This window comes from Bacillus sp. FSL R5-0560 (assembly GCF_037966305.1).
Classification (GTDB): domain Bacteria; phylum Bacillota; class Bacilli; order Bacillales; family Bacillaceae; genus Bacillus; species Bacillus mojavensis.
In genome coordinates, this window is record NZ_CP150195.1 from 966,548 (window position 1) to 987,283 (window position 20,736).

At 45.8% G+C, this 20,736-nt stretch carries 19 protein-coding genes, 17 tRNA genes, 2 rRNA genes and 1 riboswitch; of the genes, 30 read left to right on the forward strand and 8 right to left on the reverse strand.

Annotation, left to right across the window (positions count from 1 at the left end; all coding sequences use genetic code 11):
- Window positions 1–32 precede the first annotated feature (32 nt).
- The 18 genes from NST56_RS04725 to NST56_RS04810 all read left to right on the forward strand — a co-directional run bounded on the left by NST56_RS04725 (window position 33) and on the right by NST56_RS04810 (window position 4,938).
- Window positions 33–2,960, forward strand: a 23S ribosomal RNA gene (locus NST56_RS04725).
- A 107-nt stretch (window positions 2,961–3,067) separates the two neighbouring features.
- Window positions 3,068–3,183: ribosomal RNA gene (gene rrf, locus NST56_RS04730) — 5S ribosomal RNA — on the forward strand.
- Between the two features lie 9 nt (window positions 3,184–3,192).
- Window positions 3,193–3,267, forward strand: a tRNA-Asn gene (locus NST56_RS04735).
- A gap of 5 nt (window positions 3,268–3,272) precedes the next feature.
- Window positions 3,273–3,364, forward strand: a tRNA-Ser gene (locus NST56_RS04740).
- Window positions 3,365–3,398: 34 nt separating this feature from the next.
- Window positions 3,399–3,470, forward strand: a tRNA-Glu gene (locus NST56_RS04745).
- A 9-nt stretch (window positions 3,471–3,479) separates the two neighbouring features.
- A tRNA-Val gene (locus NST56_RS04750) sits at window positions 3,480–3,555 on the forward strand.
- Between the two features lie 7 nt (window positions 3,556–3,562).
- A tRNA-Met gene (locus tag NST56_RS04755) sits at window positions 3,563–3,639 on the forward strand.
- Between the two features lie 59 nt (window positions 3,640–3,698).
- Window positions 3,699–3,775, forward strand: a tRNA-Asp gene (locus NST56_RS04760).
- Between the two features lie 12 nt (window positions 3,776–3,787).
- Window positions 3,788–3,863, forward strand: a tRNA-Phe gene (locus NST56_RS04765).
- A 5-nt stretch (window positions 3,864–3,868) separates the two neighbouring features.
- A tRNA-Thr gene (locus tag NST56_RS04770) sits at window positions 3,869–3,941 on the forward strand.
- A gap of 22 nt (window positions 3,942–3,963) precedes the next feature.
- A tRNA-Tyr gene (locus NST56_RS04775) sits at window positions 3,964–4,048 on the forward strand.
- 5 nt (window positions 4,049–4,053) lie between these two features.
- Window positions 4,054–4,127 (forward strand) — tRNA-Trp (locus NST56_RS04780).
- A gap of 24 nt (window positions 4,128–4,151) precedes the next feature.
- Window positions 4,152–4,227 (forward strand) — tRNA-His (locus NST56_RS04785).
- A 9-nt stretch (window positions 4,228–4,236) separates the two neighbouring features.
- Window positions 4,237–4,308: transfer RNA gene (locus NST56_RS04790), tRNA-Gln, on the forward strand.
- Window positions 4,309–4,355: 47 nt separating this feature from the next.
- Window positions 4,356–4,430 (forward strand) — tRNA-Gly (locus NST56_RS04795).
- Between the two features lie 5 nt (window positions 4,431–4,435).
- Window positions 4,436–4,506: transfer RNA gene (locus NST56_RS04800), tRNA-Cys, on the forward strand.
- Window positions 4,507–4,513: 7 nt separating this feature from the next.
- A tRNA-Leu gene (locus NST56_RS04805) sits at window positions 4,514–4,602 on the forward strand.
- 254 nt (window positions 4,603–4,856) lie between these two features.
- Window positions 4,857–4,938 (forward strand) — tRNA-Leu (locus NST56_RS04810).
- Window positions 4,939–5,034: 96 nt separating this feature from the next.
- Here the strand turns inward: NST56_RS04810 and spo0M are convergent.
- On the reverse strand, window positions 5,035–5,811 hold the full coding sequence (gene spo0M / locus NST56_RS04815) for a sporulation control protein Spo0M (RefSeq protein WP_168747258.1): 777 nt from the start codon (window positions 5,809–5,811) through the stop codon (window positions 5,035–5,037).
- A 152-nt stretch (window positions 5,812–5,963) separates the two neighbouring features.
- On the opposite strand from spo0M, the gene NST56_RS04820 reads away from it, so the two are divergent.
- Window positions 5,964–6,161: a hypothetical protein gene (locus NST56_RS04820; RefSeq protein WP_010333477.1), complete on the forward strand. Its 198-nt coding sequence runs from the start codon at window positions 5,964–5,966 to the stop codon at window positions 6,159–6,161.
- A 40-nt stretch (window positions 6,162–6,201) separates the two neighbouring features.
- Here the strand turns inward: NST56_RS04820 and NST56_RS04825 are convergent, their stop codons facing one another.
- From NST56_RS04825 to NST56_RS04835, 3 genes are read right to left on the reverse strand one after another with little or no spacing between them, the layout of a single operon-like run.
- Window positions 6,202–7,338 carry a zinc-dependent alcohol dehydrogenase gene (locus NST56_RS04825; RefSeq protein ID WP_268446588.1) on the reverse strand — a complete coding sequence of 379 codons (1,137 nt, stop codon included), beginning with the start codon at window positions 7,336–7,338 and terminating at the stop codon, window positions 6,202–6,204.
- Between the two features lie 20 nt (window positions 7,339–7,358).
- Window positions 7,359–7,718, reverse strand: coding sequence for a spore coat protein (locus NST56_RS04830; protein ID WP_211090770.1), 360 nt, complete (start codon window positions 7,716–7,718; stop codon window positions 7,359–7,361).
- Window positions 7,715–7,939, reverse strand: a complete 225-nt coding sequence (locus NST56_RS04835; RefSeq protein ID WP_010333480.1) for a hypothetical protein — start codon at window positions 7,937–7,939, stop codon at window positions 7,715–7,717. Before NST56_RS04835 ends, NST56_RS04830 begins: the two co-directional genes overlap by 4 nt.
- A 101-nt stretch (window positions 7,940–8,040) precedes the next feature.
- On the opposite strand from NST56_RS04835, the gene NST56_RS04840 reads away from it, so the two are divergent.
- The 3 genes from NST56_RS04840 to NST56_RS04850 all read left to right on the forward strand — a co-directional run bounded on the left by NST56_RS04840 (window position 8,041) and on the right by NST56_RS04850 (window position 11,141).
- The gene (locus NST56_RS04840; protein WP_339182074.1) at window positions 8,041–8,733 is read left to right on the forward strand and encodes a Type 1 glutamine amidotransferase-like domain-containing protein; all 693 of its coding nucleotides are present in this window, start codon (window positions 8,041–8,043) and stop codon (window positions 8,731–8,733) included.
- Window positions 8,734–8,801: 68 nt separating this feature from the next.
- Window positions 8,802–8,909: riboswitch (TPP riboswitch) on the forward strand.
- Between the two features lie 131 nt (window positions 8,910–9,040).
- Complete coding sequence (thiC, locus tag NST56_RS04845; RefSeq protein ID WP_010333481.1) at window positions 9,041–10,813, forward strand: phosphomethylpyrimidine synthase ThiC; 1,773 nt, start codon at window positions 9,041–9,043, stop codon at window positions 10,811–10,813.
- Between the two features lie 142 nt (window positions 10,814–10,955).
- Window positions 10,956–11,141 carry an FbpB family small basic protein gene (locus NST56_RS04850; protein WP_168747263.1) on the forward strand — a complete coding sequence of 62 codons (186 nt, stop codon included), beginning with the start codon at window positions 10,956–10,958 and terminating at the stop codon, window positions 11,139–11,141.
- Between the two features lie 38 nt (window positions 11,142–11,179).
- Here NST56_RS04850 and katA read toward each other — a convergent pair whose 3' ends face one another.
- A complete protein-coding gene (gene katA, locus NST56_RS04855; RefSeq protein ID WP_339180392.1) occupies window positions 11,180–12,631 on the reverse strand; it encodes a catalase KatA in 1,452 nt (483 codons plus the stop codon).
- A gap of 398 nt (window positions 12,632–13,029) precedes the next feature.
- Between katA and NST56_RS04860 the strand changes: the two genes are divergently transcribed.
- From NST56_RS04860 to rpsN, 6 genes are all read left to right on the forward strand, one after another.
- On the forward strand, window positions 13,030–13,797 hold the full coding sequence (locus NST56_RS04860; RefSeq protein ID WP_339180394.1) for an ABC transporter ATP-binding protein: 768 nt from the start codon (window positions 13,030–13,032) through the stop codon (window positions 13,795–13,797).
- Window positions 13,798–13,814: 17 nt separating this feature from the next.
- The gene (locus tag NST56_RS04865; protein WP_339180396.1) at window positions 13,815–14,813 is read left to right on the forward strand and encodes an aliphatic sulfonate ABC transporter substrate-binding protein; all 999 of its coding nucleotides are present in this window, start codon (window positions 13,815–13,817) and stop codon (window positions 14,811–14,813) included.
- Window positions 14,807–15,640, forward strand: coding sequence for an ABC transporter permease (locus tag NST56_RS04870; protein ID WP_268504951.1), 834 nt, complete (start codon window positions 14,807–14,809; stop codon window positions 15,638–15,640). The genes NST56_RS04865 and NST56_RS04870 overlap by 7 nt, the downstream gene beginning before the upstream one ends.
- Before the next feature lie 19 nt (window positions 15,641–15,659).
- The gene (gene ssuD / locus NST56_RS04875) at window positions 15,660–16,796 is read left to right on the forward strand and encodes an FMNH2-dependent alkanesulfonate monooxygenase (RefSeq protein WP_010333487.1); all 1,137 of its coding nucleotides are present in this window, start codon (window positions 15,660–15,662) and stop codon (window positions 16,794–16,796) included.
- Between the two features lie 89 nt (window positions 16,797–16,885).
- Window positions 16,886–17,416, forward strand: a complete 531-nt coding sequence (locus NST56_RS04880; protein WP_326227659.1) for a hypothetical protein — start codon at window positions 16,886–16,888, stop codon at window positions 17,414–17,416.
- 107 nt (window positions 17,417–17,523) lie between these two features.
- Complete coding sequence (gene rpsN / locus NST56_RS04885; protein ID WP_168747266.1) at window positions 17,524–17,793, forward strand: 30S ribosomal protein S14; 270 nt, start codon at window positions 17,524–17,526, stop codon at window positions 17,791–17,793.
- 17 nt (window positions 17,794–17,810) lie between these two features.
- On the opposite strand, the gene NST56_RS04890 is transcribed toward rpsN, so the two are convergent.
- Both NST56_RS04890 and NST56_RS04895 read right to left on the reverse strand, forming a co-directional pair.
- Entirely contained in the window at window positions 17,811–18,284 is a 474-nt protein-coding gene (locus NST56_RS04890; protein WP_268470828.1) for a hypothetical protein, read from the reverse strand.
- Between the two features lies 1 nt (window position 18,285).
- Complete coding sequence (locus NST56_RS04895; RefSeq protein ID WP_168749409.1) at window positions 18,286–18,486, reverse strand: helix-turn-helix transcriptional regulator; 201 nt, start codon at window positions 18,484–18,486, stop codon at window positions 18,286–18,288.
- Window positions 18,487–18,679: 193 nt separating this feature from the next.
- Here NST56_RS04895 and NST56_RS04900 point away from each other — a divergent pair.
- Window positions 18,680–18,753: transfer RNA gene (locus tag NST56_RS04900), tRNA-Gly, on the forward strand.
- Window positions 18,754–18,843: 90 nt separating this feature from the next.
- Here NST56_RS04900 and NST56_RS04905 read toward each other — a convergent pair.
- A complete protein-coding gene (locus NST56_RS04905) occupies window positions 18,844–19,467 on the reverse strand; it encodes a hypothetical protein (RefSeq protein WP_168747268.1) in 624 nt (207 codons plus the stop codon).
- A gap of 83 nt (window positions 19,468–19,550) precedes the next feature.
- Here NST56_RS04905 and queG point away from each other — a divergent pair, with 83 nt between their 5' ends.
- On the forward strand, window positions 19,551–20,696 hold the full coding sequence (queG, locus tag NST56_RS04910; protein WP_029441191.1) for a tRNA epoxyqueuosine(34) reductase QueG: 1,146 nt from the start codon (window positions 19,551–19,553) through the stop codon (window positions 20,694–20,696).
- Window positions 20,697–20,736 lie beyond the last annotated feature (40 nt).

Genomic DNA, 20,736 nt, shown 5'->3' on the forward strand with positions numbered 1-20,736 from the left:
ACACAAGATATCACATAGTGATTCTTTTTAACGGTTAAGTTAGAAAGGGCGCACGGTGGATGCCTTGGCACTAGGAGCCGATGAAGGACGGGACGAACACCGATATGCTTCGGGGAGCTGTAAGCAAGCTTTGATCCGGAGATTTCCGAATGGGGAAACCCACCACTCGTAATGGAGTGGTATCCATATCTGAATTCATAGGATATGAGAAGGCAGACCCGGGGAACTGAAACATCTAAGTACCCGGAGGAAGAGAAAGCAAATGCGATTCCCTGAGTAGCGGCGAGCGAAACGGGATTAGCCCAAACCAAGAGGCTTGCCTCTTGGGGTTGTAGGACACTCTATACGGAGTTACAAAGGAACGAGGTAGATGAAGAGGTCTGGAAAGGCCCGCCATAGAAGGTAACAGCCCTGTAGTCAAAACTTCGTTCTCTCCAGAGTGGATCCTGAGTACGGCGGAACACGTGAAATTCCGTCGGAATCCGGGAGGACCATCTCCCAAGGCTAAATACTCCCTAGTGACCGATAGTGAACCAGTACCGTGAGGGAAAGGTGAAAAGCACCCCGGAAGGGGAGTGAAAGAGATCCTGAAACCGTGTGCCTACAAGTAGTCAGAGCCCGTTAACGGGTGATGGCGTGCCTTTTGTAGAATGAACCGGCGAGTTACGATCCCGTGCAAGGTTAAGCAGAAGATGCGGAGCCGCAGCGAAAGCGAGTCTGAATAGGGCGCATGAGTACGTGGTCGTAGACCCGAAACCAGGTGATCTACCCATGTCCAGGGTGAAGTTCAGGTAACACTGAATGGAGGCCCGAACCCACGCACGTTGAAAAGTGCGGGGATGAGGTGTGGGTAGGGGTGAAATGCCAATCGAACCTGGAGATAGCTGGTTCTCTCCGAAATAGCTTTAGGGCTAGCCTCAAGGTAAGAGTCTTGGAGGTAGAGCACTGATTGGACTAGGGGCCCCTACCGGGTTACCGAATTCAGTCAAACTCCGAATGCCAATGACTTATCCTTGGGAGTCAGACTGCGAGTGATAAGATCCGTAGTCGAAAGGGAAACAGCCCAGACCGCCAGCTAAGGTCCCAAAGTATACGTTAAGTGGAAAAGGATGTGGAGTTGCTTAGACAACCAGGATGTTGGCTTAGAAGCAGCCACCATTTAAAGAGTGCGTAATAGCTCACTGGTCGAGTGACTCTGCGCCGAAAATGTACCGGGGCTAAACGTATCACCGAAGCTGCGGACTGTTCTTCGAACAGTGGTAGGAGAGCGTTCTAAGGGCTGTGAAGCCAGACCGGAAGGACTGGTGGAGCGCTTAGAAGTGAGAATGCCGGTATGAGTAGCGAAAGAGGGGTGAGAATCCCCTCCACCGAATGCCTAAGGTTTCCTGAGGAAGGCTCGTCCGCTCAGGGTTAGTCGGGACCTAAGCCGAGGCCGAAAGGCGTAGGCGATGGACAACAGGTTGATATTCCTGTACCACCTCCTCACCATTTGAGCAATGGGGGGACGCAGGAGGATAGGGTAAGCGCGGTATTGGATATCCGCGTCCAAGCAGTTAGGCTGGGAAATAGGCAAATCCGTTTCCCATAAGGCTGAGCTGTGATGGCGAGCGAAATTTAGTAGCGAAGTTCCTGATTCCACACTGCCAAGAAAAGCCTCTAGCGAGGTGAGAGGTGCCCGTACCGCAAACCGACACAGGTAGGCGAGGAGAGAATCCTAAGGTGATCGAGAGAACTCTCGTTAAGGAACTCGGCAAAATGACCCCGTAACTTCGGGAGAAGGGGTGCTCTGTTAGGGTGCAAGCCCGAGAGAGCCGCAGTGAATAGGCCCAGGCGACTGTTTAGCAAAAACACAGGTCTCTGCGAAGCCGTAAGGCGAAGTATAGGGGCTGACGCCTGCCCGGTGCTGGAAGGTTAAGAGGAGCGCTTAGCGTAAGCGAAGGTGCGAATTGAAGCCCCAGTAAACGGCGGCCGTAACTATAACGGTCCTAAGGTAGCGAAATTCCTTGTCGGGTAAGTTCCGACCCGCACGAAAGGCGCAACGATCTGGGCACTGTCTCAACGAGAGACTCGGTGAAATTATAGTACCTGTGAAGATGCAGGTTACCCGCGACAGGACGGAAAGACCCCGTGGAGCTTTACTGCAGCCTGATATTGAATGTTGGTACAGCTTGTACAGGATAGGTAGGAGCCTTGGAAACCGGAGCGCCAGCTTCGGTGGAGGCATCGGTGGGATACTACCCTGGCTGTATTGACCTTCTAACCCGCCGCCCTTATCGGGCGGGGAGACAGTGTCAGGTGGGCAGTTTGACTGGGGCGGTCGCCTCCTAAAAGGTAACGGAGGCGCCCAAAGGTTCCCTCAGAATGGTTGGAAATCATTCGCAGAGTGTAAAGGCACAAGGGAGCTTGACTGCGAGACCTACAAGTCGAGCAGGGACGAAAGTCGGGCTTAGTGATCCGGTGGTTCCGCATGGAAGGGCCATCGCTCAACGGATAAAAGCTACCCCGGGGATAACAGGCTTATCTCCCCCAAGAGTCCACATCGACGGGGAGGTTTGGCACCTCGATGTCGGCTCATCGCATCCTGGGGCTGTAGTCGGTCCCAAGGGTTGGGCTGTTCGCCCATTAAAGCGGTACGCGAGCTGGGTTCAGAACGTCGTGAGACAGTTCGGTCCCTATCCGTCGCGGGCGCAGGAAATTTGAGAGGAGCTGTCCTTAGTACGAGAGGACCGGGATGGACGCACCGCTGGTGTACCAGTTGTTCTGCCAAGGGCATCGCTGGGTAGCTATGTGCGGACGGGATAAGTGCTGAAAGCATCTAAGCATGAAGCCCCCCTCAAGATGAGATTTCCCATTCCGCAAGGAAGTAAGATCCCTGAAAGATGATCAGGTTGATAGGTCTGAGGTGGAAGTGTGGCGACACATGGAGCTGACAGATACTAATCGATCGAGGACTTAACCTAATTTCTAATGATGTCACACCTGTTATCTAGTTTTGAGAGAACACTCTCAAAAAAACTCTTGACTTTTCAAGATATACATAGTATAATGTTAAATGTCACTGAAATTGTCTGGTGATGATGGCGAAGAGGTCACACCCGTTCCCATGCCGAACACGGAAGTTAAGCTCTTCAGCGCCGATGGTAGTCGGGGGTTTCCCCCTGTGAGAGTAGGACATCGCCAGGCAGACTTCATTCCGCAGTAGCTCAGTGGTAGAGCTATCGGCTGTTAACCGATCGGTCGTAGGTTCGAATCCTACCTGCGGAGCCATTATTGGAGAGCTGTCCGAGTGGTCGAAGGAGCACGATTGGAAATCGTGTAGGCGGTCAACTCCGTCTCAAGGGTTCGAATCCCTTGCTCTCCGCCACTGATATTTATACATAATCACAATTGAAAGTCTGGGCCCGTTGGTCAAGCGGTTAAGACACCGCCCTTTCACGGCGGTAACACGGGTTCGAATCCCGTACGGGTCATTATATGATGGAGGATTAGCTCAGCTGGGAGAGCATCTGCCTTACAAGCAGAGGGTCGGCGGTTCGAGCCCGTCATCCTCCACCATTATCATCGCGGGGTGGAGCAGTTCGGTAGCTCGTCGGGCTCATAACCCGAAGGTCGCAGGTTCAAATCCTGCCCCCGCAACCAAAAAATATATCCTTTTAAATAAGGAGCGCCCAAAGGGTGCAACCAATTAAAATCAAAATGGTCCGGTAGTTCAGTTGGTTAGAATGCCTGCCTGTCACGCAGGAGGTCGCGGGTTCGAGTCCCGTCCGGACCGCCATTTAAATAATAAGGCTCGGTAGCTCAGTTGGTAGAGCAACGGACTGAAAATCCGTGTGTCGGCGGTTCGATTCCGTCCCGAGCCACCACCTATGCCGGTGTAGCTCAATTGGTAGAGCAACTGACTTGTAATCAGTAGGTTGGGGGTTCAAGTCCTCTTGCCGGCACTGTTTTTTCAAAACTTAATGTGGAGGGGTAGCGAAGTGGCTAAACGCGGCGGACTGTAAATCCGCTCCCTCAGGGTTCGGCAGTTCGAATCTGCCCCCCTCCACCATTTATAGGGGCATAGTTTAACGGTAGAACAGAGGTCTCCAAAACCTCCGGTGTGGGTTCGATTCCTACTGCCCCTGCCAAATTTATGACATCTTGAGATTATGGCGGTTGTGGCGAAGTGGTTAACGCACCAGATTGTGGCTCTGGCACTCGTGGGTTCGATTCCCATCAATCGCCCCATATTATCATTGGGCTATAGCCAAGCGGTAAGGCAACGGACTTTGACTCCGTCATGCGTTGGTTCGAATCCAGCTAGCCCAGTCTCACTTTTATATCAATTGCATATAATGTATTAAGTCCCTTAAGATGCGGAAGTAGTTCAGTGGTAGAACACCACCTTGCCAAGGTGGGGGTCGCGGGTTCGAATCCCGTCTTCCGCTCCAATTACGGCGGCATAGCCAAGTGGTAAGGCAGAGGTCTGCAAAACCTTTATCCCCGGTTCGAATCCGGGTGTCGCCTTTCTTTTGCCGGGGTGGTGGAATTGGCAGACACACAGGACTTAAAATCCTGCGGTAGGTGACTACCGTGCCGGTTCAAGTCCGGCCCTCGGCACCAATTTTACTTACTTGATAAGTTAAATTGGTGTTTGTGCTTAAAAATATAATGAAGCTAATTATATCAATGATCTACATAAGTAGATCATTTTTTTATTGTATGAATATGTCGATGTAAGCACTGGACTGCATTTCATAGAAAATTGCTTTAGCTACTTATTATTATATTTCCAAAAAAACTTTTTTAAAATTCATTGACACTTTATCATATCCATGATATATTTATATTCGTCGGTTAGATACGACGTAAAACTTGCCGGTGTGGCGGAATTGGCAGACGCGCACGACTCAAAATCGTGTTCCTTCTGGAGTGTCGGTTCGACCCCGACCACCGGTATCCAATAGAACCCTGTTTCTTACATAAGTAAGAAACAGGGTTTTGTTTTTTATTAAAAAGAGGAGCCTATGTTTATTATAGGCTCCTTTTTGTTATTTACTCAGCATATTGGTCGATGATCTCTTCTAATACCTCTTCAAGTTGTTCGATATCATCAAGCTCTGATTGTCTGAAACGGACACGTACGAGCTGCTCTCCGTCATTATACATCTCTTCCAGCCATCCTCGCAGGCCTCTTGCCCGGCGATCGACTTCGAAAATAATTTCTAAACCGTCTTCCTCTAAAAGAAAAATAAGCTCTAATTCATCAAGCATCTGACGGTAATAGCCTGATGTTGGAACAAACTCAAATTCTTGAACGAAAGGTAGGCGGCGCTGGAAATAAGATGCCTGTTCACAGTCTGCTTCGTTAAGACGGAAGCCAAGGTTTTCAATTGCTTCTAACACATTTTCAACCCAGGGATGTGCTTCTACGAAGATACGATCGTGATCTGATTTATCAATACCGCCTTGAATGTCAAGGTCTGTCACTACTGCGACTTCTACCTTTCCTACAGTAATCGGTGTATCAAGAGGCAGGATGAAGGAGAACGGAAATTGATGTTCTTCTCCAGGCTGAATGGTGAATGAACCAGTTACTCGAACAGAATGAATTGTTGCGTATTTCCGGTGCTCTTCATCGTCTTTTACAATGACATATTTTGTATTGAGCTGTAAGTCAATGTAACGGATATCCTGGGCGATTTTCCCGCCTTTTACATGTACAGTTCCGCGGACTTCTTCTCCTGGACAATACGCATCTTTCTCCAAAATGGTATCGACTTTTGCTGCGCCGATGCCGGCACTTGCTGCAAGTTTCTTGAAAAATGACATGTTGATCTTCCCCTTTTTCTTTTTCTCAACAGTTATACGTGGGAAGAAGGAAAAAAGGTTCATTTATTTCAAAATAAATGAACCTTTTTTCCTATAATCGTTTATCTGAGGGACAGACTAAAATTGATGCTTGAGTAAAGGAGGAGACATGAATGAATAAAGAAACGATGGTCGCTGATGAATTACATAGAATGTTTTTAGCTGGTGAACTGCAAATCACAGTCGAGGAGGACATTAACAATCTTTCAGAAAGACTGAGAAGCGGCGAACTCAGATTAGACAGTTTGACCGGGGAAGATGCGTTTATAAAAGAAACAGTAAACGAAGCATTAAGAAGAGTGGAGCAATAAAATAAAAAGGCGGTTTCTCAAAATGAGAGACCGTCTTTTTTTATGGTTTCAGAAGCACTTTGATAGCTCCGTCTGTTTTCGTATCAAACACTTCATATCCGTGCTTTGCTTGATCTAACGGCAGAACATGTGTGATGATGTCGCCCGGATCTACTTTACCTGTAGCAATCAAATCATACAGGTACGGCATATAATGAATGACAGGGGCTTGCCCGGTTCTGATATTTACATTCCTTTGGAAGATGTCTCCGAATGGAAATGCATTGTATCTCATTCCATACACACCTGTCACTTGGATTGTGCCGCATTTTCTGACAGCCTGTGCCGCCGTTACTAATGCACCCATGGCTCCGCCGTGCATTTTAACACCGGTGGCGAGAAATTCAAGCGGGGACATTTTGCCGTCCATTCCCACGCAGTCGATGACGACATCTGCACCGCCCTGTGTGATTTCTTTCAAATATAATCCGGCGTTTTCTAAGTGTTCGAAATTAACGGTCTCTACATTGTTTGTTTTTTTGGCGTGCTGAAGGCGGTAGTCTACATAATCAACTGCAATGACTCTTTTGGCGCCTTTCATCCATGCGAATTTTTGCGCGAGCAGCCCGACTGGACCGCAGCCGAGAATAATGACGGTATCTCCCTCTTTTACTCCTGCGTTGTCAACGCTCCAATAGGCAGTCGACATAGCGTCTGAAAGCAATACTAATTTCTCATCTTCTATTTCACAGTCATCAGGCAGTTTAAAGGGAGTGAAGTTAGCATAGGGGACACGCATGTATTCAGCCTGGCCTCCGGGATAGCCGCCTGCTGATTCTGAATAGCCAAAATAAGCGCCGATTTCGCCGTTTGCGTTTGAATTGTCACATTGGCTTTCAAGCTGGTTTTTGCAAAAGAAACATTCGCCGCAGCTGACGTTAAATGGTATGATGACACGATCGCCTTTTTTGACCTTGTGAACGTCGGGGCCTGTTTCTTCCACAATGCCCATTGGTTCATGGCCGATGATATAATCTTCAGGGAAATTGGGAACCATGCCATGAATTAGGTGTAAGTCAGAGCCGCAGATTGCTGTGGTTGTCAGTTTGACGATGATATCATCAGGTTTTTTGATTTCTGGCGCTTTTACCTCTTTGACGCGGACGTCTTTAATGCCTTGATACGTAACAGCTTTCATTCATGATGTCTCCTTATTATTTAGTGATCGGGTGTTGCGAATGTTCCGAGACGATTCGTGTTATCAGGGAAAAGTTTTAGCCCGGCGATATCAATGGCTGTTTGTGCTGATTTCATATCGATTTGAAATTGTTTGTCCAAGTCAGAAGGGAAAAGCCAGCCTTTTTCCATCATGAGCTGTGATAGTTCGCCGTGCAGGTAAATGGCGGCGTCCAATTGATTGCGCAATGCTGTTCTGAGTTCTGGGCTTGCGGTTTCCGTGATGGCGACAGCATAATTTTTGATGCCGGTTTTTACGGAAATTAAGAAATCAAGGGCGAGTGCCGAATCAGCAAGGTCAGGCATGCCTTTTGCGTTTTTCGGGTCTAAGAAATCGTTCAATGATCGTCACCTCCTGTTATTGTCGGGGCCTTTTGATAGAGGCTCTGAAGTTCAGTTACGTCCCGTACAGACTGCTGTACATCCTTCTCCATAAGGGCTCTCAGTTCCTGATCGAACACCAGTCCCTGCATCATTTTTGATTTAAGTAAACATACGGTTTTGAAGTTGAGGATCTCGTGTAAATCAACTGTTTCGTGGTTTGCCAAACGGTCTTGTTCCATTTTTTCGGTCACCTCCTGGTTCAAAGGTATTTTTGCCTTGTCTCATGCTTTTATGCGAAAGTGCTATAATGGATAAAATATTTTCTTGGGGGAGTCGGATGATGAAACAAATTATTGCGATGGGCGGCGGGGGTTTTTCAATGGAACCAGATCATCTGATTCTTGATCAATTTATCATTAATCAGTCAAAGCAGCCCTCACCTCGCATTTGTTTTCTGCCAACGGCAAGCGGGGATGCAGAGAATTATGTCCAGCGGTTTTATCATGCTTTTCAACAGCTTGATTGTGACCCGTCTCATTTGTCTTTGTTTAAGCCGTCGACAACAGATTTAGCCTCCTTTATCTTGGAGAAAGATGTGATTTATGTCGGCGGAGGAAATTCAAGAAATTTGCTGGTGCTGTGGAAGGAGTGGGGACTGGATCATATATTAAGAGAAGCCTGGGAGAATGGCACTATTTTGGCGGGACTAAGTGCCGGTGCGATCTGCTGGTTTGAAGAAGGAGTGACGGATTCTGCCGGACCGCTGACCGGCTTGAAAAGCTTAGGTTTTTTGCAAGGCAGTTTTTGTCCTCATTATGATGGGGAGAAGGATCGGAGACCTTCATATCATCGCCTGATATTAGAGAAAGCGTTGAGCAACGGTTATGCGGCGGATGATGGAGCAGCTCTTCACTTTATTGATGATCAGTTTTTTCAGGCTGTAAGTTCAAGATTTCATGCAAATGCGTATGAGGTGTTGCTTCATGAAAATGGTGTCTCTGAAACAGCATTGCCGATTACATATTTGTCTTGAATATGCTGAATATTTTATACATTCCTCTTTTTTTCAGTTTGTTTTTATGATAAGATGAGTGGGAAATTAATAGTTACTAGGGGTGCCCGCTAGCGGGCTGAGAGAGAAGATATGCTTCTTAACCCTTTGGACCTGATCTGGTTCGTACCAGCGTGGGGAAGTAGAGGAATTGTTTTTATTGTTGCCGTATACTGCAATAATATGTTTCTTTCTGACTGTAACCGGGTTCATTCAACTGAATCCGGTTTTTGTGCTGGTTATGGGCTTGATTTTGTCCTTTCAAACAAAGAGAGGGGAAGGATAAGTAATGCAAAATCATTCAGTGCAGCAAGCCAACATTTCCATTATGTCGAGTTTTTCGGGGAGTAAAAAAGTATATGTAGAGGGTGCATCGCCGGATATTCAAGTGCCGATGAGAGAAATTGAACTTAGTCCGACGACAGGATCATTCGGCGAAGAGGAAAACGCACCGGTTCGTGTCTATGATACAAGCGGACCGTATACGGACCCCGATGTGAAGATTAATATTCAAGAAGGTTTAAAACCGCTCCGTCACAAGTGGATCACTGGGCGCGGTGATGTTGAAGAATACGATGGACGTGCTGTGAAGCCAGAAGACAACGGCTATAAAAAGGCTAACCCTAATGTAAGCTATCCCGGGTTAAAGCGGAAACCGCTGCGGGCGAAAGCGGGCCAAAATGTCACTCAAATGCATTATGCCAAAAAAGGAATCATTACACCTGAGATGGAGTTTATCGCAATTCGTGAGCATGTGTCTCCGGAATTTGTGAGAGATGAGGTAGCCAGCGGCAGGGCGATCATTCCAGCAAATATTAATCATCCAGAAAGTGAACCAATGATTATCGGCCGGAATTTTCATGTGAAAATTAACGCGAATATCGGAAATTCAGCGGTTACGTCTTCGATTGAAGAAGAAGTGGAAAAAATGACGTGGGCGATTCGCTGGGGAGCAGATACGATGATGGATCTTTCCACGGGGAAAGACATTCATACGACGCGTGAATGGATTATCAGAAATTGCCCGGTTCCGGTTGGCACCGTGCCGATCTATCAGGCGCTTGAAAAAGTAAACGGTGTAGCGGAGGATTTAACGTGGGAAATTTACCGTGACACGCTGATTGAGCAGGCTGAACAGGGTGTGGATTATTTCACGATTCATGCGGGTGTTTTGCTGCGATATGTACCGCTAACCGCTAAACGGACAACGGGAATTGTGTCACGCGGAGGAGCGATTATGGCACAGTGGTGTCTGGCTCATCATCAGGAAAGCTTTCTGTATACTCATTTTGAAGAAATCTGTGAAATTATGAAAACGTATGATATTGCCTTTTCTCTTGGAGACGGGCTTCGCCCAGGATCAATTGCCGATGCCAATGACGAAGCGCAGTTTGCTGAATTAGAGACGCTCGGAGAACTCACGCAAATTGCCTGGAAGCATGATGTTCAGGTGATGATTGAGGGGCCTGGTCATGTACCGATGCATAAAATCAAGGAGAACGTCGATAAACAAATGGAAATCTGTAAAGAAGCGCCTTTTTACACGCTAGGACCGCTGACGACGGATATTGCACCGGGCTATGACCACATTACATCAGCGATCGGAGCGGCGATGATCGGCTGGTATGGAACGGCCATGCTTTGTTATGTGACGCCGAAGGAGCATCTAGGGCTGCCAAACCGTGAAGATGTGCGTGAAGGGGTTATTACATACAAAATTGCGGCGCATGCGGCTGATCTTGCAAAAGGGCATCCGGGAGCGCAAATACGAGATGACGCTTTATCAAAAGCCCGCTTTGAATTCCGCTGGCGCGACCAATTTAACCTGTCGCTTGATCCGGAAAGAGCGCTTGAATATCATGATGAGACACTGCCTGCCGAAGGGGCAAAAACGGCTCATTTCTGTTCGATGTGCGGGCCGAAATTTTGCAGCATGAGAATTTCTCAGGATATCCGTGATTATGCCAAAGACAAAGAGCTCAATGAGTGGGATGCCATTCAAGAGGGTATGAAAGAAAAAGCTGAGGAATTTGTAAAACAAGGCAGCAAACTTTATAAGTAACAGTATACAAAAGCGATTGACAGGCCAAATTGAATACGTTTTAATATAGCTAATATACATTTCCAACATTTGCTGATCGGACCACCGAAGGCTCTTATCTCTTGAGATAAGGGCCTTTTTATTTTTAAAGGAGGGAGAAATGATGGGAACCAAAAAAGAGAAAGGGAGAAGACACTTCAGAAAACGAAAAACATATGGCAATCAGATGCTGCCGCTGGCGCTTCTTATTGAACAGAACAAGCGGGAGATAATGAATAATGAAGAGTTAATGGAGAAAATTTATATGAAGATTGACGAGAAGCATACGGCAGTCCGTGAATCTATGTAAAAAACCCGCTGAATAAACAGCGGGTTTTTTCTATGCGATTAAACTTCTTTTTTAATCGGCAAACCTAAGCCTTCTGCCACACGTTTTCCGTATTCAGGATCAGCTTTATAAAAGTGCTCGATTTGGCGGAGTTTAATTTCTTCTTTTTCTACCGGTTTCATTGCATTTACGATATTTTCTACAAGGCGGGTGCGTTCCTCTTCGCTCATTAAACGGTAGAGATCGCCGGCTTGTGTGTAGTGATCATTGTGATCGTAGCTTACGCTGTCAGCCATTCCTTGTACTGGATAAGCCGCTTGTTTATCCTCAGGTGACTCAGTCGGTCCGCCGAAGCTGTTTGGCTCGTAGTAGACGGATCCGCCGCCGTTATTGTCAAAGCGCATTTGTCCGTCACGCTGATAGTTTCTTACTTCGTTGCGTGCGCGATTGATCGGCAGGGCTTGGTGGTTTGCTCCGACACGGTAGCGATGCGCATCATGATACGCAAACAGACGCCCTTGAAGCATTTTATCCGGTGATACATCAATACCGGGGACCAGTGTTCCAGGTGAGAATGTTGCTTGTTCTACTTCAGCAAAGTAGTTTTCCGGATTTCTGTCAAGAACCATGCGGCCGACTTCAATGAGCGGATAGTCTTTTTGGGACCATACTTTTGTGACATCAAACGGATCGAAGCGATACGTATTTGCGTCTTCTAAAGGCATGATTTGCACATATAATTTCCATGCAGGGAAATCGCCGTTTTCGATTGCGTTGAACAGATCTTCTGTATGATAATCCGGGTTTTCACCGGCAATTTTTGCAGCTGTCTTCACATCAAGGTTCTTCACGCCTTGTTCTGTTTTAAAGTGGTACTTGATCCATACGCCTTCGTCTTCGGCATTTGTCCATTTGAATGTATGGCTTCCAAAACCGTGCATGTGGCGAAGTGTAGCAGGAATTCCGCGGTCAGACATCAGGATCGTCACTTGGTGTAAAGATTCCGGTGAAAGTGACCAGAAATCCCATACAGCTGTAGGATTTTTCAAGTGTGTTTTTGGATCTCTTTTTTGTGTATGGATAAAATCAGGGAACTTAATCGCATCGCGGATGAAGAATACCGGCGTATTGTTACCGACGATGTCATAGTTTCCTTCTTCCGTATAAAACTTAACAGCAAATCCGCGCGGGTCGCGAACGGTGTCAGCAGAGCCAAGTTCACCGGCAACTGTTGAGAAACGGATGAACAAAGGTGTGCGTTTGCCGACTTCTGATAAGAAAGCAGCTTTTGTATATTTTGTTACATCGTTTGTCACTTCAAAATAACCGTGTGCACCTGCACCTTTAGCGTGAACGACACGCTCAGGAACACGCTCTCTGTTGAAATGGGCCAATTTTTCGAGTAAGTGTACATCTTGGATTAAAGTTGGTCCGCGAGAACCGGCAGTCATTGAATTTTGATTATCTCCAACTGGAGCGCCCCAGCTAGTTGTCAGTTTATTTGAACTCATGTCATCACCTCTTGGAATTTATAAGAACATAATATCATCTCTAAGTAAAAAGTCAATATTATTTTATAATCATTATAAAATAATCATTTATATAATGCGATAAAAACTATTAAATAAAGCAGAAAACCCTTGGCAGAACAGCTAAATAGAGATGATATAGGCTTCAAAGAAAAAAGCGCTATTTGCGAATATGAAAAGTAAGTGATAAACATTAATACAAAAAATGTAGAATAAAAAAGAGTTGACATATCGGAATAATTTGAATTAACATGATATTCAAACAAAAAACAATTGGGCAGCTGATCGGACCGCCGAAGGCTCTCATCTCTACAAAAAACAGAGATGGGGGCCTTTTTGTTTTTTTAGAAGGCGGGGTTGGCAGAAGGAGAGGGATAAAAGTGGCTGTGACCATCAGTATCAAGGAAAAAGCATTTGCTCAAGAAGGCCGCAAAACTGCGGTCTTGGAGAATATTCAATTATCAATTGCACCGGGTGAGTTTTTAACGCTCATCGGACCGAGCGGATGCGGAAAAAGCACACTTTTAAAGATAATTGCAGGACTTGATTCTGATTTTAGCGGGCGTATCGAAATTAACGGACGGCATGTGACTGCACCAAGTATTCAGCAAGGATTTATTTTTCAGGAACACCGTCTCTTTCCTTGGCTGACGGTTGAGCAGAATATTGCCGCCGATTTGAATTTGAAAGATCCAAAAGTCAAACAAAAGGTAGATGAGCTGATCGAGATTGTCAGATTAAAAGGATCAGAGAAAGCATATCCGCGTGAGCTGTCGGGCGGTATGTCTCAAAGAGTGGCCATCGCACGAGCTCTTCTGCGGGAGCCGGAGGTGCTGCTTTTGGATGAACCGTTCGGTGCGTTAGACGCGTTTACTCGAAAACACCTTCAAGACGTGCTGCTGGATATATGGCGGAGGAAAAAAACAACGATGATACTCGTCACTCATGATATAGATGAATCTGTTTACTTAGGGAATGAGATTGCGATCCTAAAAGCCAAACCGGGAAAAATTCATAAGCTGATGCCAATTCATCTGGCTTATCCCCGAAACAGGACGACGCCTGATTTCCAAGCGATCAGACAGAAGGTGCTGTCGGAATTCGAAAAAACAGAAGACGTTGAGTATGCAGAAGGATCAGGGATATAGAAGGGGTTGGAGCAGAGATGAAACAAGGAATCATTGTATTGGCATCTATTTTTTTTCTGCTGGCAGGATGCGGAAATGGAGCCAGCGGTGACAAAAAACCATTGAAAGAAATTCGGATCGGAATACAGCAAAGCTTAAGCCCGCTTTTAATCGCCAAGGAAAAAGGCTGGTTTGAAGAGGCTTTTGAAAAAGAAGGCATCAAGGTGAAATGGGTGGAGTTTCAAAGCGGGCCGCCACAATTTGAAGGGCTTGCAGCAGATAAACTTGACTTTTCTCAAGTCGGCAATTCACCAGTGATCGCTGGGCAAGCGGCAGGCATTGATTTTAAAGAAATCGGCTTGTCTCAGGATGGATTAAAGGCGAACGGTATACTTGTGAATCCAGACAGCGGGATTAAGGAGGTCAAAGATTTAAAAGGAAAGAAAATTGCTGTAGCGAAAGGCAGCAGCGGCTTTGACTTTTTGTATAAAGCGCTTGATCAATCAGGTTTGTCAGCTGATGACGTGACCATTATTCAGCTGCAGCCTGATGAAGCGGCTTCTGCGTTTGAAAACGGTTCGGTTGAGGCTTGGTCCATCTGGGAGCCGTACCTATCCTTAGAAACAATCAAACACGGAGCAAAACTTCTTGTGAATGGTGAAAGCACCGATTTATATTCACCAGGGTTTACATTAGTGAGAACAACATTCTCTAAGGAACATCCAGACGAAGTGGTCCGTTTTCTGAAGGTTTTTAACCAGGCGGTTGTATGGCAAAAGGAACATCCGGATGAAGCGGCTGACCTGTATGCAAAAATAAAAGATCTCGATAAAAAGATCGTAGAAAATGTGCTGAAAAATACGGAGCCTCTGAATGAGGTTATTCGTGAAGACATTATAAAAGCGCAGCAGGAGACAGCGGATTTTCAATTTAAAACAAAAGCGATAGATAAGAAAATTGATGTGAGAGAAGTTGTTGATAATTCATTTATCAAAAAAGCGTTAAAGGAAAACGTCTCTGGAGGTGATCCATCATGAAAGCAGAGGCTGCAGGTTCACTGCCGAAAGCAAATGCTGAAGCGATACAAAGAAAGCCCCATAGAATCAAATACGGGTGGGCAAAGGGGCTTCTGCTGCCTGCTGTGCTCATAGCCATCTGGCAGGTGATCGGCAGTCTTGGCATCGTGTCGGCGACAGTGCTCCCTACTCCTGTTGCGATCTTGCTGACGTTTAAAGAACTCATTTTGACAGGCGAGCTCTTTGGCCATCTGCAAATCAGTATATACCGCGCAGCGCTTGGTTTTGTACTTGGTGCGGGTCTTGGACTTTTGATCGGTATTTTGGCCGGATTCTCTAAACGGACGGAATTGTATCTTGACCCATCATTGCAAATGCTCAGAACCGTTCCGCATTTGGCTGTCACGCCGCTGTTTATTTTATGGTTCGGTTTTGATGAAATATCTAAAATTTTGTTGATTGCGCTCGGCGCTTTCTTCCCTGTGTATATCAATACATTTAACGGCATTCGCGGAGTTGACGCTAAGCTGTTCGAAGTTGCCCGGGTGCTTGAATTTAAATGGCACCAGCAGATGACAAAAGTGATTGTGCCGGCATCCCTGCCCAATATATTGCTCGGCATTCGTTTATCGCTAGGTATTGCATGGCTTGGGCTTGTTGTAGCGGAGCTGATGGGTTCGAGTTCTGGGGTCGGTTACATGATCATGGATGCCAGACAATTCTCACAAACGAATAAAGTGTTTGCCGGGATTATCATTTTTGCGGTGGTTGGAAAGCTGACGGATTCTTTTGTCAGGCTGCTAGAACGAAAGCTATTAAAGTGGAGAAACAGTTATGAGGGAAAATAGACGAAAAGGAGAGAGTGATATGGACATTCTTTGGTTTATTCCGACGCATGGAGACGCAAGGTATTTAGGGTCGGAAAGCGATGGACGGACGGCGGATCATGAATACTTTAAACAAGTGGCGCAGGCCGCTGACAGGCTAGGGTATACAGGAGTCCTACTGCCGACGGGAAGATCGTGCGAGGACCCTTGGCTCACCGCCTCGGCGTTAGCGGGAGAAACAAAAGACTTAAAGTTTTTAGTCGCGGTACGGCCCGGGTTAATGCAGCCTTCTCTTGCAGCCAGAATGACCTCTACCTTAGATCACATTTCAGATGGACGGCTCTTGATTAATGTTGTGGCAGGAGGTGATCCGTACGAGCTAGCCGGGGACGGACTGTTTATCAGTCATGATGAGCGCTATGAAGCAACGGACGAATTTTTAACTGTTTGGCGGGGGCTTTTGCGCGGAGAAACGGTTACCTTTGAAGGAAAACATATAAAAGTGGAAAACAGCAATTTGCTATTCCCGCCGCGGCAAACACCGCACCCGCCTATCTATTTCGGCGGATCCTCACAGGCTGGAATTGAAGTCGCGGCAAAGCATACAGATGTGTATTTAACGTGGGGTGAGCCTCCTGAGCAGGTAAAAGAAAAGATTGAGAGAGTCAAAAAGCAAGCGGAAAAAGAGGGAAGAACTGTGCGGTTCGGCATCAGGCTGCATGTGATCGCACGTGAAACAGAACATGAGGCGTGGGAAGCGGCTGAGCGTTTAATCAGCCATTTGGATGATGACACGATTGCCAAAGCACAGGACGCTTTGCGCCGTGCTGATTCTTCGGGTCAAAGGCGGATGGCGGAGCTTCATCGAGGCGATCGGACAAAGCTTGAAATCAGCCCGAATCTGTGGGCGGGTATCGGCCTGGTCAGAGGAGGGGCAGGCACTGCTCTTGTCGGAGATCCGCAGACCATTGCCGACCGCATAGCGGAGTACCAGGCCCTCGGCATTGAATCATTTATTTTTTCCGGCTATCCTCATTTAGAGGAAGCGTACTATTTTGCAGAGCTCGTCTTCCCGCTTTTGCCGTTCGAAAATGAGCGGACAAGGAAGCTTCAGAAAAAAAGAGGAGAAGCCGTCGGAAACACTTATTTTGTCAAAGAGAATCAAGCTTCAGTTTAAGTGAAAACACAGCCTCCGAGCATGGTATGATAACAAAAAAGGAGGCTGTTTTTATGAGAATACTTATTAGTGCCTTTTCTCTGATGGTTATGCTGTCTGCATGCGGAAATACGAAGCACATGGAAATCAAAGAGGCAGATGTTTCAGATATTGAAAAAAACAGAATGAAGATTGCGTCTCCACATTCCTTCGCTGCGGAAGTGACTAATATCAACGAAAGCATTTCTGAGGCTGACATGTACATTGAACATTACCAAAACGGAAAACTTGTTGAAACGATAGGTCCGATAACTGCTGATTACACGGAAGAAAATCCCGATACATTACAATTTGTTTATTTTGAGAATGAGGAAGAGAAGAAAAAAATGAGCACCATTCACTTTGGCATTGTTGATGAACAAGGGAGCAGCACGGCTGCTTCATCGTTTCAGCGTGACGTCAGCACTGCACAGGAAATGACTCAGAATATATCATCAGCGGAGCCGATTTCTTTCGGAAAACCTGTATTGATCGGCAGCAGTATAAAAGATTCTAACGGTACAATGAAAACCTCTGAAAACAAAAATGAACTGATCAAACATAAAGATGCTCTGCTTTATTATGTTGAATTGCATAAATAGAATGGACGGCTTAGACCGTCTGTTTTACCGAGCGATGTGCTTGCATTTTAGAATACAACATGATACATTTTAAATCGTAAACATTACGATTTAAAGGAGGTTTTTTCTTGGCTAAGAAATCAAAAGTGGCAAAAGAATTGAAACGCCAGAAGCTTGTTGAACAATATGCAGCTATTAGACAGGAGTTAAAGGCAAAAGGAGATTACGAAGCTCTCAGTCAGCTGCCGAGAGATTCAGCACCTGGAAGACTCCATAACCGCTGTATGGTAACGGGCCGCCCGAGAGGATATATGAGAAAATTTAAAATGTCCAGAATTGCTTTTAGGGAGCTGGCGCATAAAGGCCATATTCCCGGTGTGAAAAAAGCAAGCTGGTAAGAAAAAACTCCGGACGATTACATCGCGCCGGAGTTTTTTTCATTTTTCTTGAAGGAAATGACGTAGGATAGGTGCTGGATGATCATGATGATAAATACGACAATAATAGGGAAAAAGGGAATGTGTGACTGAAACAGCGGATAAAAAATGAGCAGGACAGCGGCGGCAGGCAGTGAAAAGTAGACGGCGATATATGACGCACGGCAGGCTTTTGCCGTCATCATCTGCTCTCTTTCATCCTGTTCCTCAAATTCATCTGGCAGCAGGAGATTTTTTGACGCAGGCCGGCTTTTCTTTTGTAAATACATATAAACCGCAGCTGCCGCAATAAAAAGAATAAACGGGGTGATGTTTATTTCAAACATCATCTGGCCGTTCTTTGTGCTGAAAAAGGCTCCAATGCCTTCCGAAGCTTCAAAGTATGCAACCAGTGTCCAGCATGCAAGGCCGAACAAAACGAGGTGAAATGCTGCTTTTGTTTTCATGCCCATATTAGTCTTCCTCCTCTAGCCAAAAGACATCCTCCATTTGCATGGAGAAAGCTTTGCAGATTTTTAATGCTAATAACAGTGAGGGAACATAGTCTCCTTTTTCAATTGCTGCTACCGTTTGTCTCGTAACGCCGACCGTTTCTCCGAGTTTTTCCTGAGAATAGCTGAAGCGCGCTCTGAGCTCTTTCACTTTATTTTTCATCATGACGTATGCCACCTTCATATTCTCACTTTCTTCCATTGTATAGTTTATTTAACATTATGTAAATGTAACTTAACAACATTGCAAAAATAAAAATTTTTTTCGACAAATTTTTTATATTCCCTTGACGAAATTTTAATAAACGTGTAACATAATAAAAGTCAAAGCGGTGCTGACACCGACAATCACAAATGCGGGTGTAGTTTAGTGGTAAAACCTCAGCCTTCCAAGCTGATGTCGTGAGTTCGATTCTCATCACCCGCTCCATACATACGTTATTAACGCAGTGTTTCGTTTCTCAGATAAACGAAGTATTGCGTTTTTTTATGTAAAAAAGAACACGAATCTCGTGTTCTTTTACGTAAGCCAATGTACTGTATGGCCGCCGCCGTGAATTTGTTCAAACATTTTCGTTAATGATGTTAAAAGGTTAACGGCGTTTTCTTTTTCAATCGATGGCGGGAAAAAGATGATTTGCAGCATGCTTTTTGTATCTGCTGTCACGGGTTTTTGATTGACGTTGGTTTTGAAGTCGCCAAATACACCGTTTTCATCAGAATAAATCAGTATGTTATTTTTTTCTCCTATTGAAATCCGGACTGGCTCCTGAAGCTTGCCGGCATCATAGATCATAATGGGAAGAGAATATTTTAACGCGAAAAAATGTATGGTATCATGGGCTGAATCCTCGCTTTCCATGAATTGTTCTTTGGATATCGGGATCAGCATTTGCTCCATCGGCGTTTTTTCTCCCTCGAATGAAGGGTCCAGCTGCTTAAAGATTGTCTGCCATTCTTTGACGAAAGGCTGGTCCGATATTCCGCCGTCCGCATAGTCAAAAAACAGAGACTCTTGAAATAAACGAAGTCTGCCTTTCAGCATTTGCGGAGAGGAGCCGACTTCAATATTTTCATATATCACAGCGGCTGCATTTATTCCTGCCGCACGTTCAGTAATAACAGGATCAAGTTTGATATTCACATGTATTCACTCCAATTACGGGATATCAACCTATTATACAACGGCTTATTGTTTTATCACAAAGAAAGGAGGCTGTGCAAAACATGAACGTTTATCAGCTGAAAGAAGAATTAATTGAATACGCAAAAAGCATTGGCGTGGACAAGATCGGTTTTACGACCGCTGATACATTTGACAGTTTAAAAGACCGTTTGATTCTTCAGGAGTCACTCGGATATCTTTCCGGTTTTGAAGAGCCTGATATTGAAAAAAGAGTGACGCCAACGCTGCTTTTGCCGAAAGCGAAATCAATCGTGGCCATTGCACTTGCTTATCCTTCGAGAATGAAGGATGCGCCAAGAAGCACGCGAACTGAGCGCAGAGGCATTTTTTGCAGAGCCTCCTGGGGAAAGGATTATCATGACGTCCTGCGGGAAAAGCTCGATCTTCTGGAGGATTTTCTGAGAAGCAAGCATGAGGATATCAGGACAAAATCAATGGTCGATACGGGTGAATTGTCTGATCGGGCAGTGGCGGAACGGGCCGGAATTGGGTTCAGCGCCAAAAACTGTATGATTACAACGCCGGAGTACGGGTCTTATGTGTATTTGGCGGAAATGATTACAAATATACCTTTCGAGCCGGATGTCCCGATTGAGGATATGTGCGGATCATGCACCAAATGTTTAGATGCTTGCCCGACGGGAGCGCTTGTGAACCCTGGGCAGCTTAACGCTCAGCGCTGTATATCTTTTCTGACCCAGACAAAAGGATTTTTGCCGGATGAATTCCGCACGAAAATTGGAAACCGCCTGTATGGATGCGATACGTGCCAAACGGTATGTCCAATCAATAAAGGGAAGGATTTTCATCTTCATCCTGAAATGGAACCGGATCCCGAGATTGCAAAACCATTATTGAAGCCGCTTTTAACCATCAGCAACCGTGAATTTAAAGAGAAATTCGGACATGTTTCAGGCTCGTGGCGCGGAAAAAAACCGATTCAACGGAATGCGATTCTGGCGCTTGCCCACTTTAAAGACACCTCCGCACTGTCTGAACTGACGGAGCTTATGCATAAAGATCCGCGCCCGGTCATCAGGGGGACGGCTGCCTGGGCGATCGGGAAAATCGGAGACAACACATACGCGGAGGAGCTTGAAAAAGCACTGGAAAAAGAAAATGATGAAGAGGCAAAGCAGGAAATTGAAAAAGGAATTGAATTGCTAAAAGCCGGCATGACTAAATAAGTCTTGTCCTGACATACGTATAGAGCAGAAGGAAAAAACA

Coding starts and splice junctions, on each gene's coding strand:
- spo0M (WP_168747258.1), bottom strand. CDS start 5,811: ATGTCATTTTTCAAGAAACTTGCAGCAAGTGCCGGCATCGGCGCAGCA.
- NST56_RS04840 (WP_339182074.1), top strand. CDS start 8,041: ATGAAACAAATTATTGCGATGGGCGGCGGGGGTTTTTCAATGGAACCA.
- thiC (WP_010333481.1), top strand. CDS start 9,041: ATGCAAAATCATTCAGTGCAGCAAGCCAACATTTCCATTATGTCGAGT.
- NST56_RS04865 (WP_339180396.1), top strand. CDS start 13,815: ATGAAACAAGGAATCATTGTATTGGCATCTATTTTTTTTCTGCTGGCA.
- katA (WP_339180392.1), bottom strand. CDS start 12,631: ATGAGTTCAAATAAACTGACAACTAGCTGGGGCGCTCCAGTTGGAGAT.
- NST56_RS04835 (WP_010333480.1), bottom strand. CDS start 7,939: ATGGAACAAGACCGTTTGGCAAACCACGAAACAGTTGATTTACACGAG.
- NST56_RS04825 (WP_268446588.1), bottom strand. CDS start 7,338: ATGAAAGCTGTTACGTATCAAGGCATTAAAGACGTCCGCGTCAAAGAG.
- NST56_RS04880 (WP_326227659.1), top strand. CDS start 16,886: ATGCTGTCTGCATGCGGAAATACGAAGCACATGGAAATCAAAGAGGCA.
- NST56_RS04890 (WP_268470828.1), bottom strand. CDS start 18,284: ATGGGCATGAAAACAAAAGCAGCATTTCACCTCGTTTTGTTCGGCCTT.
- NST56_RS04820 (WP_010333477.1), top strand. CDS start 5,964: ATGAATAAAGAAACGATGGTCGCTGATGAATTACATAGAATGTTTTTA.
- queG (WP_029441191.1), top strand. CDS start 19,551: ATGAACGTTTATCAGCTGAAAGAAGAATTAATTGAATACGCAAAAAGC.
- ssuD (WP_010333487.1), top strand. CDS start 15,660: ATGGACATTCTTTGGTTTATTCCGACGCATGGAGACGCAAGGTATTTA.
- NST56_RS04895 (WP_168749409.1), bottom strand. CDS start 18,486: ATGAAAAATAAAGTGAAAGAGCTCAGAGCGCGCTTCAGCTATTCTCAG.
- NST56_RS04850 (WP_168747263.1), top strand. CDS start 10,956: ATGGGAACCAAAAAAGAGAAAGGGAGAAGACACTTCAGAAAACGAAAA.